The 14,164-nt window shown below is 71.8% G+C and carries 14 protein-coding genes; 6 read left to right on the top strand and 8 right to left on the bottom strand.

Annotation, left to right across the window (positions count from 1 at the left end):
• Positions 1–66 precede the first annotated feature (66 nt).
• The 3 genes from ACFPIJ_RS06525 (at position 67) to ACFPIJ_RS06515 (ending at position 2,734) form a co-directional block, all read left to right on the top strand.
• Entirely contained in the window at positions 67–906 is an 840-nt protein-coding gene (locus tag ACFPIJ_RS06525; protein WP_380113704.1) for an oxidoreductase, read from the top strand.
• Positions 903–1,496: a PadR family transcriptional regulator gene (locus tag ACFPIJ_RS06520; protein WP_380113703.1), complete on the top strand. Its 594-nt coding sequence runs from the start codon at positions 903–905 to the stop codon at positions 1,494–1,496. The genes ACFPIJ_RS06525 and ACFPIJ_RS06520 overlap by 4 nt, the downstream gene beginning before the upstream one ends.
• 62 nt (positions 1,497–1,558) lie before the next feature.
• A complete protein-coding gene (locus tag ACFPIJ_RS06515; RefSeq protein ID WP_380113702.1) occupies positions 1,559–2,734 on the top strand; it encodes an FAD-dependent oxidoreductase in 1,176 nt (391 codons plus the stop codon).
• Here ACFPIJ_RS06515 and ACFPIJ_RS06510 read toward each other — a convergent pair whose 3' ends face one another.
• The 7 genes from ACFPIJ_RS06510 to ACFPIJ_RS06480 all read right to left on the bottom strand — a co-directional run bounded on the left by ACFPIJ_RS06510 (position 2,735) and on the right by ACFPIJ_RS06480 (position 9,548).
• Positions 2,735–3,247 (bottom strand): O-acetyl-ADP-ribose deacetylase, encoded by a 513-nt coding sequence (locus ACFPIJ_RS06510; RefSeq protein ID WP_380113700.1) that lies wholly within the window; start codon positions 3,245–3,247, stop codon positions 2,735–2,737.
• Positions 3,248–3,265: 18 nt separating this feature from the next.
• Positions 3,266–3,775, bottom strand: coding sequence for a hypothetical protein (locus ACFPIJ_RS06505; protein WP_380113699.1), 510 nt, complete (start codon positions 3,773–3,775; stop codon positions 3,266–3,268).
• 128 nt (positions 3,776–3,903) lie between these two features.
• Positions 3,904–6,336 carry a DUF2334 domain-containing protein gene (locus ACFPIJ_RS06500; protein ID WP_380113698.1) on the bottom strand — a complete coding sequence of 811 codons (2,433 nt, stop codon included), beginning with the start codon at positions 6,334–6,336 and terminating at the stop codon, positions 3,904–3,906.
• 106 nt (positions 6,337–6,442) lie between these two features.
• Positions 6,443–7,807 carry a collagen-like domain-containing protein gene (locus ACFPIJ_RS06495; protein ID WP_380113697.1) on the bottom strand — a complete coding sequence of 455 codons (1,365 nt, stop codon included), beginning with the start codon at positions 7,805–7,807 and terminating at the stop codon, positions 6,443–6,445.
• A 50-nt stretch (positions 7,808–7,857) separates the two neighbouring features.
• Positions 7,858–8,061, bottom strand: coding sequence for a hypothetical protein (locus ACFPIJ_RS06490; RefSeq protein WP_203844135.1), 204 nt, complete (start codon positions 8,059–8,061; stop codon positions 7,858–7,860).
• Positions 8,062–8,495: 434 nt separating this feature from the next.
• Positions 8,496–9,020 carry a hypothetical protein gene (locus ACFPIJ_RS06485; RefSeq protein WP_380113696.1) on the bottom strand — a complete coding sequence of 175 codons (525 nt, stop codon included), beginning with the start codon at positions 9,018–9,020 and terminating at the stop codon, positions 8,496–8,498.
• Between the two features lie 54 nt (positions 9,021–9,074).
• Positions 9,075–9,548, bottom strand: a complete 474-nt coding sequence (locus ACFPIJ_RS06480; RefSeq protein WP_380113695.1) for a MarR family winged helix-turn-helix transcriptional regulator — start codon at positions 9,546–9,548, stop codon at positions 9,075–9,077.
• A 63-nt stretch (positions 9,549–9,611) separates the two neighbouring features.
• Here ACFPIJ_RS06480 and ACFPIJ_RS06475 point away from each other — a divergent pair, with 63 nt between their 5' ends.
• From ACFPIJ_RS06475 to ACFPIJ_RS06465, 3 genes are all read left to right on the top strand, one after another.
• A complete protein-coding gene (locus tag ACFPIJ_RS06475) occupies positions 9,612–10,295 on the top strand; it encodes a DUF4386 domain-containing protein (RefSeq protein ID WP_380113694.1) in 684 nt (227 codons plus the stop codon).
• A gap of 38 nt (positions 10,296–10,333) precedes the next feature.
• Positions 10,334–10,753 (top strand): hypothetical protein, encoded by a 420-nt coding sequence (locus ACFPIJ_RS06470; RefSeq protein WP_380113693.1) that lies wholly within the window; start codon positions 10,334–10,336, stop codon positions 10,751–10,753.
• Positions 10,754–11,794: 1,041 nt separating this feature from the next.
• On the top strand, positions 11,795–12,256 hold the full coding sequence (locus tag ACFPIJ_RS06465; RefSeq protein WP_380113692.1) for a hypothetical protein: 462 nt from the start codon (positions 11,795–11,797) through the stop codon (positions 12,254–12,256).
• A 669-nt stretch (positions 12,257–12,925) separates the two neighbouring features.
• On the opposite strand, the gene ACFPIJ_RS06460 is transcribed toward ACFPIJ_RS06465, so the two are convergent.
• On the bottom strand, positions 12,926–14,164 hold a 1,239-nt coding region (locus tag ACFPIJ_RS06460), incomplete at its 5' end, for a dihydroxy-acid dehydratase (RefSeq protein WP_380113691.1).

The raw sequence follows: 14,164 nt of genomic DNA, 5'->3' as shown, positions 1-14,164 counted from the left end.
GACCGGGGCGAGCGGGTGTGCGAGATGTGCAGATGTCGTGCGGGCCCAAGGTCGTAGGCTGGCGTCGTGAAGACTTTCCCGCTCGGCGACCGCACCGTCCACCGGATCGGGTTCGGCGCGATGCAGCTGCCCGGCCGGGGCGCCTTCGGGCCGCCCCGGGATCGTGCCGAGGCCCTCGCGGTCGTGCGGCGCGCGGTCGAGCTCGGCGTCGACCACTTCGACACCGCGCAGTACTACGGGCCCGACGTGGCCAACGAGCTGCTGCGCACGGCGCTGCACCCGTACGACTCCCGGCTCGTGCTGGTGAGCAAGGTCGGCGCGGCGCGCGACGCCAAGGGTGGCTGGATCCCGGCGCAGGAGCCCGAGCAGCTGCGCGCGGGGGTGCTGGACAACCTGCGCTCGCTCGAGGTGGAGCGGCTCGACGTGGTGAACCTGCGGGTGACCGGGTCCGACGGCGACTTCGACGGGCAGCTGGACGCGATGATCGCGATGCGCGACGAGGGGCTGATCGGCGCGGTCGGGCTGAGCAACGTCAATCTCGCCCAGCTCGAGCACGCCCTGACCCGCACCCCGGTCGCGTGCGTGCAGAACCCGTTCAACCTGGTCGACCGCGGCGGCGAGGACGTGCTGCGGGCCTGCACGGCGGGCGGGATCGCGTTCGTGCCGTTCTTCCCCCTCGGCGCGGCGTTCGGACGCGAACGGGTCCTCGGCCACCCGGCGGTGAAGGCGACCGCGCTGCGCCTCGACGTCACCCCGGCGCAGGTCGCCCTCGCGTGGATCCTCGCGGTGGCGCCGAACACGCTGCTGATCCCGGGCACCGCGTCCCTGGAGCACCTGGAGGAGAACGTCGCCGCCGGGCGGGTCGTGCTGGACGACGAGGCGATGACAGCGCTGACCGCCGGATGAGCCCGGAAAAGCCGGCCAGCGCCAGGAAGAACCTGCTGGCCCTGGCGGTGCTGGCGTACCTCAGCCAGGCGCCGATGCACCCGTATGAGCTGTCCAAGACGCTGCGGGCGCACGGCGACGACCGCAGCATCAAGTTCACCCACGGCTCGCTCTACATGGTGGTCCAGCAGCTGGAGAAGGCCGGCCTGGTCGCGCCGCAGGAGACCACCCGCGACGGGCAGCGTCCCGAGCGCACCGTCTACGGCATCACCCCGGACGGGCGGGCCGAGCTGCGGGCCTGGCTGGAAGATCTGGTCGGCACGCCCCGGCACGAGTTCCCGGCGTTCGGTTCGGCGCTGTCGCTGATCAGCGCCCTGCACCCGGACGTGGTCGTCGGGCTGCTGCGGCAGCGACTGATCGGGTTGCGGGAGCAGTGCGCGGCCGCCACGGCCCTCGTGGACGGCCCCGCTCCGCACCCGCTCTTCCTGATCGAGGAGGTGTACCGGCAGGGCCTGCTGGACGCGGAGATCACGTTCGTCGAGGGGTTCATCGAGCAGATCACGGACCCGGTCGACGGCTGGCGACCGATGTGGGCGTCGTATTACGAATAGTTGACTCTGACTAGTCGACGGCGGATAGTTGGTATCAACCAATCGTCACGCCGGGGGTTGTCATGGGAACAGTCACGTCAGCGATCGTCATCGGCGGCGGGATCGCCGGCCCGGTCGCCGCGCTCGCCCTGCAGAAGGCCGGCATCGCCGTCACCGTCCACGAGGCACACGACGGGTTCGCCGACGGCGTCGGCGGGGCGCTGAGCATCGCACCCAACGGCCGCACCGCCCTGGCCGCCGTCGACGCCGACCACGTCATCGAGCGGGTCGGCCAGCCGATGTCGGGCATGGTCATGCAGAGCTGGACCGGCAAGCGGCTGGCCGAGTTCGGCACGTTCGACGACCTGCCGCCGATGCAGCTCGTGTGGCGCCACGAGCTGTACCGCGCCCTCTACGACGAGGCCGTCGGCCGCGGCATCCGCATCACCCACGGCAAGCGACTGGTCTCCCTCACCGGCGGCGTCGCGGGCTTCGCCGACGGCACCACGGCCGAGGCCGACGTCGTCATCGGCGCCGACGGCATCCGCTCCACCGTGCGCCGCCTCATCGACCCGGGCGCGCCGGCGCCGCGATACGTGGGGCTGCTCGGCTTCGGCGCCCGCTGCGACGGCGACGGCGTCGCGCCGACGGGCGACAAGATGCACCTGGTCTTCGGTAAGCGGGCCTTCTTCGGCTACCAGGTGACCGGCACCGGCGAGGGCGGCTGGTTCGTGAACCTGCCGTCCCGGGATCCGTCCTACGGCGCCGGTTTCACCCCGGCGGAGTGGTTGCCGGTCCTTGCCGACGCGTTCACCGGCGACCGGGTTCCGGCGGTCGAGCTGATCCGCCGTACCGATCCCAAGGACCTGGTCGTCACCGGCGGCCTCGAGGACATCCCGTCGGTGCCGGTCTGGCACCGCGACCGCGCCGTGCTCATCGGCGACGCCGCCCACCCCACGTCGCCCAGCTCCGGGCAGGGCGCCTCGCTGGCCGCCGAGAGCGCCGTGCAGCTGGCCCGCTGCCTGCGCGACCTGCCGCTGCCGCAGGCGTTCAGCGCCTACGAGGCACTGCGCCGCGCCCGGGTCGAGCGGGTCATCGCGGCCGCCGCCCGCACCAACAGCGACAAGGCCGCCGGGCCGGTCGCCCGGGTGCTGCGCGACGCGCTGATGCCGGTCGCGATGCGCCTCCTCGCGAACCCGGAGAAGTGGCGCTGGCAGTTCGACCACCCGATCGACTGGTCCGCACCCGCCCGTGCCTGATCAGTTCGTCGCGGCCCGGACCCGTTCGGCGATCTCCAGGGTCTCCTGGTCGAACAGGACCAGCCGGACCAGGTCCACGCCGGGCGGCAGGTCCCGCAGCGCGACCAGGGCCTGCGCGACGGCGTCGTCCTTCGGCCACCGGTACACCCCGGAAGAGAGCAACGGAAAGGACACCGATCGCGCACCCAGCCCCGCGGCGACGGCCAGGGAATTCGTGTAGCAGTCGCGGAGGGTGGCGGAGCGGTCCTCGGTGGCGCTCCACACCGGCCCGACCGTGTGGACGACCCATTTCGCGGGCAGCCGGCCCGCGGTCGTCGCGACGGCCTGGCCGGCGCGCAGACCCTTGCCGAGGTGACCGGCCCGCAGCGCGCGGCAGGCCGCCAGGATCTCCGGGCCGCCCTTGCGGTGGATCGCGCCGTCGACGCCGCCACCACCGAGCAGGGAGGAGTTGGCGGCGTTCACGATCGCGTCGACCCGCTCCGCGGTGATGTCCCCCGCGACCAGTTCCACCATCCGGCGATCGTCGCACATCTACTTGCCGGAGAAGGGGATCACCTTCGTCGCGCCGGTGCCGAGGCGCTGCACCACGAGGGTCGCCGTCTCGGGGGTGAGGTTGCGGGCGTCGGCGACGTTCCACCCCTCGCCGGCCGCGTACGTGGCGCCCTCCCAGGTCGGGTGGACCACGGGGATGAGGGCCTTCATGACCGACTCGAACGCCCGCTCGTCGTCGGCCCGGTTGAACGTGGTGATCGTGATGACGGTGCCCTCGAGGGAGCAGGTGCCCTGGTCGTGGTACCGGTACACCGACTCGTCGTGGTTGGTGGACTGGGCGTAGTTGTCGCAGTCGAGGTCGGCGGCGATCTCGGCGGCGGGCGCGCCCAGGTACGGGGGCTTGGTGAGCTCGTTGACGACCCGCGGGGCCTGCCAGCCGACGACGCCCGCGACGGCCGCGACACCTGCCATGAGCCGGCCGCGGCGGGGCTTCTCGACGGCGGCAGCGGTCGCCGTGACGGTCTCCGAGGTCTCCAGGGACGCTACCAACGCGGGCCTCCTAGCACGAAATTTGCTGACATGTCGAATTTAGGTGCAATCGGGGTGCGGAGCTGTCCCCCGGGCAGCCAGAAAGGCCGGTGCTGGGGGGCACCGGCCTTTCTGCGTCTCACCAGGAGCTACATCGCCGAGGCGGGGACGAACGTGTAGCCGGCCGCCTTGATCCCGGTGACGGTGTCCTGCAGGTAGCTGACGGGCACGTACGGGTGGAAGAAGAAGCTCGCCACCCCGTCCCGCACGACCTTGTTCAGCTGCGCCGAGGCCACGATGTCGGCCGCCAGGTGCGCCGGGTGGTTGTTGAACGGCTCCAGCTCGATGTTGCCGATGTTCTCCGGCACGGTCAGCACCCCGTAGATGTCGCGGACCGTGTACGGGAAGAACTGGCCGAAGATCCGCGTGTTGTCCAGCGTGCCGCCGCGCAACGCGCCGACCGGGTACAGGCCGCGGTCGTAGCGGGTCTTGAACGTCGCCGCGACCGCCTTGTTGGACGCGTCGGAGCCGGCGTAGTGCGGGAACTCGAAGATGGTCGGCTTGGCCAGCCCGGCCGCGGCGAACGCCGCGAACGCGCCGTCGATGCGGCCCTGCGCCCAGGCCTGCGAGTCGGTCGGCACCGGGCCGTCGTAGACGACGTTGTTGGTGACCGGGTCGACGTGCGCGGTGTAGAACTCGAAGTCGTCGGCGCTGACCCCGTTGTACGGGTTGATCATGCTCTCGTACTGGTGCGTGTAGCCGTGCATCAGCAGCGTGCCGCCGTGCGACTGCATGTACTTGAGCTCTGCCACCACCAGGGGACGGTCCGCGAGGGTGTAGTCCTCGGCCACGCCGCCGGTGTTGGAGCCCAGCGGGTCGCGGTAGCGGGAGTAGACGGCCACCGAGAACGGCACGCCCTGGCTGTACAGGTAGTTGGTGATCGCCCGCAGCTCGCTGGGCTCGGCGTCGGGGCCGACGTCCTCGATGCGGACCAGCGCCCGGTGCCGCTCGGTGGTCGCCGGGGCGAGCACGTCGATCAGCAGGTCGGCGAACGCGACGTACCGGTCGTCGGCACTGATGTAGGAGAACGGGATCTCACCGAGGTAGGTGAAGTTGCCGGACCGCACGCCCCACGGCAGCGTCGTGCCGTCGGCGCGGACCGCGCTGGCGACCGGGGTCGCCTTGGTGGCGTCGCTGATCGTGGTGTTCATGATGCCGGCGCCGTTCTGCGGGTCGCGGCTGAAGTTCTTCGCCTTGTACTGCACCTGCGACACCGAGGACACGTCGAAGCTGGTCCAGGTGAAGCCGCGGTTGGCGGTGAAGTTCGGGTCGCGGGCGGTCAGCTGCCAGATGTTGTCGTAGATCCAGACGACCGGCTTCGTGGTCGCGGTCACGTCGTCGAGGAACGCCACGGGCAGCGGCTCGTCGTACGTGCTGCCCAGGTAGACCAACGCCTGGAACTGGTCGAGCTCGCCGGCCGCGTAGCTGGTGACGGGCTGGGCCGTCCAGTCGCCGAAGTGGGAGCTGAGGTTGGCGGTGGCGATGGCGTACTGCTCGCCGAGGAAGCCGTACGGGCCGGTGGTGTCGTACAGCACCAGGGTCTTGCCGGTCGAGCCCGGGATGCCGGTGCCGTTGACCCCGTTCGCGATCGGCGTGGCCGGCGTGGTGACGACCGTGCTCGGCGACGCGACGGACAGGTTCGCGGCGGCGTCGGACGCCTGGACCGTGAACGCGTAGGCGGTCAGCGGCGACAGCCCCGTCAGCGTCACGCTGTTGACGGTGCTCGTCTGGACGGCCGGACCGCCGCTGATCGTGTACTGGGTGACGCCGACGTTGTCGGTCGACGCCGGCCAGGTGAGGGTCACGCCGGTCGACGTCAGCGCGCTGGCCACCGGGGCACCCGGCGCGCTCGGCGCGATGGTGTCCGGCGCCGGCGGCGGCGTCAGCGTGGTGAAGGCCACCGGTGCGGAAGCGGCGGACACGTTGTTCGCGGCGTCGACCGCCTTGACCGTGATGCTGTGCGCGGTGGCCGGCTCGAGCCCGGCGAGGGTCGTCGAGGTGCCGGTGACGGTCGCCTTCAGCGTGCCGTTGTCGAACACCTGGTAGCCGGTGACGCCGACGGCGTCGGTCGAGGCGCCCCAGCTGACCGTGGCGCCCGTGGTGGTGACGTCGGCGACGCCGGGCGTGCCCGGCACGGTCGGCGCGACCCGGTCGGTGACGCCGGTGGTGAACGACCAGGTGTAGGTCGACGTGCTGACCTTCACCGTCATCGTGTACTTCGTCTGCTCGGCCAGGGCGGCCCGCGGCGTGAACGTGAACGTGTGCGTCGGCACGTCGTAGGCGTAGTACGACGCGACGGCCGCCCCGCCGCTGGCCTTCACGAACGAGTACCGCAGCGCAGCCGGGTCGACCGCGTCGGCGTAGGTGATCGTCGGGCGGACGCCGACAGCAACGCCGGTCGTCCCGTTCTTCGGCGTGACCCCGCTGACGGCCGGCCCCGCGGCGTGGGCCGCTGTCCCCAGGCCACCGGCGGCGATGGTGCCGACGATCGTCGACGCCACCAGCTTCACCACAGTGCGCACAGGTGCTCGCTTTCGCTTGATTTGGCAGGTGTACGGGTGGAGCGGCCCCGGCGTGTCTGCGCGTTTGCGCGTTTGCACACCTGCCGGGGCCGCTCCGCTAGCGGGTTCAGCTGAAGCTGACGCAGGTGACCAGCGCGCTCACGACGTTGGAGCTGCCGCTGTGCGTGAAGGTGAACTGCCACGTCTTGCCGTCGGTCGACTGCTTGCCGCTGGTCAGCGACACCGAGCCGGTGCCGGTCTCGGACCAGGTGCCGAGCATCGCGATGCCGTTGTTGTCGCAGGTGACGTTCAGCGTGGGCGACGAGTTGCCGCTGCTGACGTTGACCGACCCCGGCTTGGTCGCGACGGTCTGCGTGATGGTCGGCGTGGCGCCCTTGATGTTGGCGGTCTGCGTCCAGGTGGTCGCCGTGGTCTTCTTGTAGACGTTGGAGGTGGCGGTGTCGAGGTACAGGTCGCCGACCGCGCCGTTCGCGGCCGCCGGGGCACCCGCGCCGGTCAGCCAGACCGAGCCGTTCGCGCCGTTCGCGCCGGCCGGGCCCTGCGCACCGGCGGGGCCCTGCGCACCGGTCGCACCGGCCGCGCCCTGGGCGCCCTGGGCGCCCTGCGCACCGGCGGCGCCGTCCGCGCCCTTCAGCGAGGCCAGCCACTCGGCCGGGGTGCCGGTGAAGGCGTTCATGTCGACCGCGAGCTGGTACGCGTCCTTGCCGTCGACGCCGTTGACGCCGACCAGCGAGGCCAGCCACTCGGCCGGGGTGCCGATGGTCGGGTCGTTGACGAGCGCGATGTCGTAGGCGCTGAGGCCGGCCATGCCCTGGATGCCCTGGACACCCTGGATGCCCTGGGCGCCGGTCTCGCCCTTCTCACCCTGGGCGCCCTGAGCGCCCTGCGAGCCGATGGTGCCGTCCGCGCCGGCGGCGCCGGTCTCGCCCTTTTCGCCCTTCTCACCCTGCGGGCCCTGGGCACCGTCGGCGCCGTTCATGCCGGGGATGCCCTGGAGGCCCTGCTCGCCCTTCTCGCCCTGGACGCCCTGCGCGCCGGTCTCGCCCTTCTCACCCTGAGCACCCTGAGCGCCCTGAGCACCGGCGGCGCCCGTCTCGCCCTTCTCGCCCTGGGCACCGGTCGCACCGGTCTCGCCCTTCGCGCCGGCGGCACCGGCGGGGCCGGTGGCGCCCGGCAGGCCCCGGGCGCCGGTCGCGCCCTGGGGGCCGGTGGCACCGGTGGCACCCGTGGCACCAGTCGCGCCCTTGGCGCCGGCCTGGTTCCACTGGACCATCTGCTCGCTGCTCCTGCACCGCGTGCCCGACTGGTAGTCGATGACCCGCAGCGCGCTGGTGTTCTTGTCGCGGCAGCCGGTGATGACGCCGGTGTTGCTGGCCGGAATGGCACCGAAGGCGGCGCTGCCGACACCGACGAGCACAGCCGCGGCGGTCGCACCGATGGCGGCGATCTTCTGCTTCTTCGAGCGGAACACGCAGTTCTCCTAAATCTGGGCGGTACGTATGTCGGTGGCGACTTGCTCTGCTATTTGCTGGTGACGACGACGCGTTCGGACGGCTTCAGCTGCTCGGGATTCGGCGGCGGCTGCAACTCGCTGCGGCTGGCCGGCCGGGAGACGACTCCGGCGTCGGCGGCCGGCGTGCGATGCGCCGCGGCCAGGTAGATCACGGCGGCCAGGGCCACTGCGGCAACCGCGGCGCCGATGCTCATCGCTGCTTTCTTCAGCACGGAAAGACCTCCGGTTTCCGCCGTGGCACGGCATGCTTGAGAAACCCTCGAATGGTCGAGGGCAAAGAAAGGAAACGGCTTTACGTCAGCGATGCATTGCTACGTCTGAGGGCGCGTGGATGCGCACACCGGTTCTCCCGCGGTAGTCACCTGAAACGGGTCCGGTTTCGCCACTGGCTCCCCACCGGACCAATTGGCGACCAAGGACGCCCGGTGGATCATCGCTTTCCCCGCCAGCCTGAATGGCTGGTCCACTTAAGGTAGCGGCCGGGGTGCGGTGAGGTTGTCAGCAACCGAGTAGCACCCTGGCGGCCCGGTCGGATGACACCCGCCGCCGCACCGTACCGGCTCGGTTACCGGGCGTGGCTGGATCCGGGCGTACCGCTGCAAAACACCATTCAGTGGGCGCACAGCAGGCCCACAGCGCCCCTCTGTCAGTCGGCGTCGGGGCGCAGCGGTTTCGCCGCCTCCTGCAGCAGGGCGAGGCGGGTCGAGCCCAGGGCGACCACGGCGATGGCGAGCCGCCACACCACGATGCCGAACTCGGTCGTGGTGACGTGGCCGGCGCCGAAGCGACCGTTGACGCCCTCCAGCCCCGGGAAGCTGACGACCAGCGCGATCACCGCCGCGGCGGCGGTCGCCGGGGGCAGCCACCGGCGGCGGGTCCGCTCGAACGCCACCCACGCACCGATCGCGACCAGGACCGTGCCGGCGATCAGGATCATCGCCACGGTCAGCGAGACGGGCCGGTGCCCGTCGAGCCGGCTCGCACCGTAGATGCCCCAGCCGGTCCACTCGACGCCACCGCGCAGGAGCAACACCTCGCCGGACTCGGCGACGCCCGTGTTGTCCTCGCTGGCCCACGGCATGCTCAGCGCGAGCACCGCGCCCAGCGCGCCGACGAGCGCCACGACGCGGGCGCCCATGCCTGCCGAGGTGAAGTCCTGCGGTGCGGTCATGGTCGTAGACCGTAATGGATGCACGGGGTAAGCAGGCCAGCCAGGGCGCCCGCGTCAGCGCTTCCGCTGTCGATATCCGGGGTGTACGCCGGGAGTGAGCCCCTGCTGGTCGGCGATGCGCTGGAGCAGCCCGGCGAGCTGCACGCGCTCCTGCGGGTCGAGGGCGGCGCAGAGATCGTCGTCGTGGGCACGGGCGAGCTGCCGCATCTCCATCAGCACCTGCCGGCCGTCGTCGGTGAGATGCAGCGCGTGATGCCGCCGGTCGGTCGCGCCCTGCCGCCGCTCGACCAGACCCTTGTGATCGAGCGTGTCGAGGATGGCCACGACCCGGCTCGGCACCACGCCCATGTACGCCGCGACCGACTGCTGGCTGCGGCCGGGCGCCCCGGCGATCATGCGCAGCAGCCCAACCTCCGGCGGCGTCAGGCCGAGTTCTTCGACGCGCTCGGCGAATCGGCCGGCCGCGTGCGCGCCGACCTGCGCGATCAGGAACGCCGCGCCCTGCGGGGGTTGCCCAGCACCACTCACAGCGCTAGTGTACTGAATAATTCACTCCAGTGAACCATTCATCTTACTGAAGGGATTCCTTCGATGGTCACGCAGACCACCGCGCCCCGCACCGCGCAGGGTGGCCCACCACTCGGCGTCCTCGGCGTCGTCGTCACCGCCCTGTTCATCGCCGGTCTCGTGCTCGGCACGGCACTCGCCGGCGGCACGCCGTTCCCGTCGCCGTTCGGCGAGGCGGGCCCGATCGTCGCGTACTTCCAGGACCACACCCTGGCGGTGCGCGTCGGCGGCGCGTTCCAGTTCGCCGCCGCCATCCCCCTCGCGATCTACGCCGCCACCGCCTCGGCCCGGCTGCACCACCTCGGCATCCGTGCCCCGGGCGCCACCATCGCCCTCGCCGGCGGCCTGCTCGCCGCCGCCTTCCTGGCCACCTCCGGCCTGATCAGCTGGACCCTGTCCGAGCCCGGCGCCCACGACTTCATCCGCCCCCTGCAACTGCTCGCCTTCGCCGCCGGCGGCCCCGGCCACGTGGTGCCGCTCGGCCTGCTCCTGGCCGGGATCGCCGTGCCGGGCCTGCTCGCCGGCCTGCTGCCCCGCTGGCTCGCCTGGGCCGGCCTGGCCGTCGCCGCGGTCGCCGAGCTCGCAACCCTGAGCCTGCTGCTCGAGGGCGCCGCCTACCTGCTGCCGATTGCCAGGTTCGCCGGTCTGGCCTGGCTGATCGTGGTGGGCTTCAAGCTCCCCCTGCACCGGCCCCGGCTCAACAGCTGACGTCCAGCTGCGGCCGACCGGGCGGCTGGTGTGGACCGGTGCACACCACGAACCAGACCGCCGCAACCACGCTCGTCGGACCGACCTTGCTGCGGACCGGGCGGCTCGGTAACCACGACATCCGCCGCCACCTCCCAGCCCGGTCGGGGCCGCTCCCGCAACCCTCAGCTCACGCGTCGACGCAACCCTCAGCCCGCTCGACGGCGCCGCCCACAACCCTCAGCCCGCGCCCCGACGGCGCCGCTCCCGCAAACCTCAGCTCATTCCTCGACGGCCTGCTGCCCCGCTGGCTCGCCTGGGCCGGCCTGGCCGTCGCCGCGGTCGCCGAGCTCGCAACCCTGAGCCTGCTGCTCGAGGGCGCCGCCTACCTGCTGCCGATTGCCAGGTTCGCCGGTCTGGCCTGGCTGATCGTGGTGGGCTTCAAACTGCCCCTCCACCGGCCCCGACTCAACAGCTGACGTCCAGCTGCGACCGACCGGGCGACTGGTGCGGACCGGTGCACACCACGAACCAGACCGCCGCAACCACGCTCGTCGGGCCGACCTTGCTGCGGACCGGGCGGCTCGGTGACCACGACACCCGCCGCCACCTCCCAGCCCGGTCGAGGCCGCTCCCGCAACCCTCAGCCCGCGCCCCGACGGCGCCGCTCCCGCAACCCTCAGCTCATTCCTCGACGGCGCCGCACCCGCAACCCTCGGCCCGATCCTCGATGGCGCCGCACATCCACCTCCGGTTGCCAAGTTCGCCGACCCGGCCTGGCCTGATCGCGGCGCGCTTCAAACTGCCCCTCCACCGGCCCCGACTCAACAACTGACGTCCAGCTGCGACCGACCGGGCGACTGGTGTGGACCGGTGCACACCACGAACCAAACCGCCGCAACCACGCTCGTCGGGCCGACCTTGACGCAGACCCGGACGGCTCGGCAACCACAACACCCGCCGACCACCCCAGACACCAGCCCACACCAGTCCGGCCACCCTCGGCCCGCTCCTCGAACGGCACCGCACATCCGGCTCCTGTTTGCCAAGTTCGCCGACCCGGCCCGGCCTGATCGCGGCGCGCTTCAAACTGCCCCTCCACCGGCCCCGACTCAACAACTGACGTCCAGCTGCGACCGACCGGGCGACTGGTGTGGACCGGTGCACACCACGAACCAAACCGCCGCAACCACGCTCGTCGGGCCGACCTTGACGCAGACCCGGACGGCTCGGCAACCACAACACCTACCGGCCACGACGGACACCAGCCGGCACCAGTCCGGCCACCCTCGGCCCGCTTCTCGGACGGCGCCGCTCCTGCAACCCTCAGCCCCGCTCCTCGAACGGCGCCGCTCCCGCAACCCTCAGCCCGCTCCTCGACGGCGCCGCACATCTGGTTCCGGTTGCCAGGTTCGCCGACCCGGCCTGGCCTGATCGCGGTGGGCTTCAAACTGCCCCTCCACCGACCCGGACTCAACGGCTGACATCTCCCGCCACACGGCGGCGCTACCGTGCCCGGCATGACCATCCCCGACCGCGTGCCGATCGCGCGGGTCCGCGGCTACCGCACCAGCCACATCGGCCGCTACGCCGAGGGCCAGTTCTTCGGCTCCGTCACCGCCACCCTGGAGCCAGGCACCGGCGCCGAGCCCGACCGGCGCCCGCACAAGCGCTGGTATGCCGTGCTGCACCGCTTCAACCCCGCCGGCGACCACACCGGCTCGGAGATCTGGTTCGCCGGCACCAGCGAGCGCGAGCGCGCCGCCATCAAGGTCGCGAAGGCCCACCTCAAGGCGTCGATCGCCGCACTGCCGGGGCACACGTTCGGCGACATCGCCATCGGCCTCTTCCACGTCGAGGTCGACGGCCACGTGTTCGGCCTGGTCGACGGCTCGGACTCGTACGAGGGCGTCGACCACGCCGAGTTCCTGCCCGACAGCCTCGGCTTCGACCCGCCCTGGGACGGCGTCTACGACACCTGAACACCCAACCGCCGGCACTCCACCCCACTCGCTCCTTCGATCTGTGCAGCGAGGGACGCCCTCCACGCCGCTGACCGCAGCCGACGCCTGGACCTCGCGGCGCACCGGCCTTGATGAACCGGCCTCAGACCCAATCCTCCGGCGCCTCGACGAGTTTGCAGCGCAGCGAAGCGCGTCGCGGATCGGCGAGGCGTCCTGGTGGAACGAACCGCTGAGCCGCCAGTACTCGTAGCTGAGCGCGTCATCCGGTTCGAGGCGGCCGATCAGGTCGGCGATCTCGTCGAGCCCGAGGTAGGTGGCGGCCGCGGCGAACGCGGCGATCTGCTCGGCGGTGCAGCTGTCCAGCGGCCAGGCGGCGCCGTCGCCCATCGCGCAGCTGTGGTACCGCATCAGGTAGGACAGATGCACCAGGCCGACCGGGCCGTCCGGGCCATCCGGTGCCGTCCACCAGGTGCAGATTCCGGCCAGCCTCGACCCGGCAGTGGACGGGATCGCTGACCCACACCATCACGCCGTCGCGGTCGAAGACCGGCTTGGTCTCCGGATCGACCGCCGAGTAGGCCGCCTCGAGATCGGCGGGATCGATGATGCACTGCCGTTCGCGAGCCTTGCACAACCTCAGCCTGATCACGCCCCCGGTGTGCAGCCTCCCCGGAGCCTCTGGATTCGTCAGTGCGACTCGCGGCTGACGCGGGGGCCCGAGGAGCCGAGCAGGAACGAGCAGTCCGCGCCGGTGTCGGCGCCGAGGACGGTGTCGACGTAGAGGCGTTCCCAGCCGCGGTGCGGGCGGGCCAGGCCGTCGAGCAGGGCCTGCGACGGCGGGCGGGCGTCGAACTCGGCCGGTGGCACGTCGACGGTGAGCGAGCGACCCGGCACGTCCAGGACCACCATGTCACCGGTGCGGATGCGGTCGAGGGGGCCGCCGGCCGCCGCCTCCGGGGCCACGTGCAGCACGACCGTGCCGTAGGCCGTGCCGCTCATGCGGCCGTCGCAGATGCGGACCATGTCGCGTACCCCGGCACGCAGGAGCTTCTCCGGCAGCGGCATGTTGGACACCTCGGGCATGCCCGGGTACCCCTTGGGGCCGCAGCCCCGCAGCACGAGGACCGTGTCCGCGGAGACGTCCAGGTCGGGGTCGTCGATGCGGGCGTGGAAGTCCTCGATCGAGTCGAACACGAGGGCGGGGCCCCGGTGCTGGAGCAGGGCGGGCGTCGCCGCGGCCGGTTTGATGATCGCACCGGCCGGGGCCAGGTTGCCGCGGAGCACGGCGATGCCGGCGTTTGGCCGTACCGGCGCCGAACGAGGATAGATGACCGACTCGTCCCAAACGGCGGCCCCTTCCAACGCCGCGACGAACGGTGTGCCGGCGACCGTGATCGCGGACGGGTCGAGCAGGTCGGACACCTCCCGGAGCACCGCCGCCAGGCCGCCGGCGCGGTACAGGTCCTCCATCAGGAACCGGCCGGCCGGCTGCAGGTCGACCAGCAACGGCACCTCCGCGCCGATCCGGTCGAAGTCGTCCAGGGTGAGCGGCAGGCCGAGCCGCCCCGCGATCGCGAGGAGGTGCACGACCGCGTTCGTCGAGCCGCCGGTCGCGGCGAGGGTGACGATCGCGTTGTGCATCGAGGCGGCGGTCATCACGGTGCTGGGGCGGCGGTCGGTGCGGACCATGTCGACGGCGAGCAGCCCGGTCGCGTGGGCGCGGGCGAGGAGCCGGCTGTCCGCGGCGGGGATGCCGGCGGTGCCGGGCAGGGTCATGCCGAGCGCCTCGGCAAGCAGCCCCATCGTCGAGGCGGTGCCCATCGTGTTGCAGTGCCCGCGGCTGCGGATCATCGAGGACTCCGAGTCCAGGAAGGCCTGCTCGGTGAGGGTGCCCGCGCGCACCTCCTCCGACAGCCGCCAGACGTC

The organism is Dactylosporangium cerinum, from assembly GCF_042653625.1.
GTDB lineage: Bacteria > Actinomycetota > Actinomycetes > Mycobacteriales > Micromonosporaceae > Dactylosporangium > Dactylosporangium cerinum.
The sequence above is the reverse complement of the archived record's forward strand: the minus strand, read 5'-3'. Positions and strand labels throughout refer to the sequence as shown.

Bases quoted from the DNA above. Each gene is read 5' to 3' on its own strand.
- ACFPIJ_RS06520 (WP_380113703.1), top strand. From the start codon at position 903: ATGAGCCCGGAAAAGCCGGCCAGCGCCAGGAAGAACCTGCTGGCCCTG.
- ACFPIJ_RS06515 (WP_380113702.1), top strand. From the start codon at position 1,559: ATGGGAACAGTCACGTCAGCGATCGTCATCGGCGGCGGGATCGCCGGC.
- ACFPIJ_RS06510 (WP_380113700.1), bottom strand. From the start codon at position 3,247: ATGGTGGAACTGGTCGCGGGGGACATCACCGCGGAGCGGGTCGACGCG.
- ACFPIJ_RS06485 (WP_380113696.1), bottom strand. From the start codon at position 9,020: ATGACCGCACCGCAGGACTTCACCTCGGCAGGCATGGGCGCCCGCGTC.
- ACFPIJ_RS06475 (WP_380113694.1), top strand. From the start codon at position 9,612: ATGGTCACGCAGACCACCGCGCCCCGCACCGCGCAGGGTGGCCCACCA.
- ACFPIJ_RS06465 (WP_380113692.1), top strand. From the start codon at position 11,795: ATGACCATCCCCGACCGCGTGCCGATCGCGCGGGTCCGCGGCTACCGC.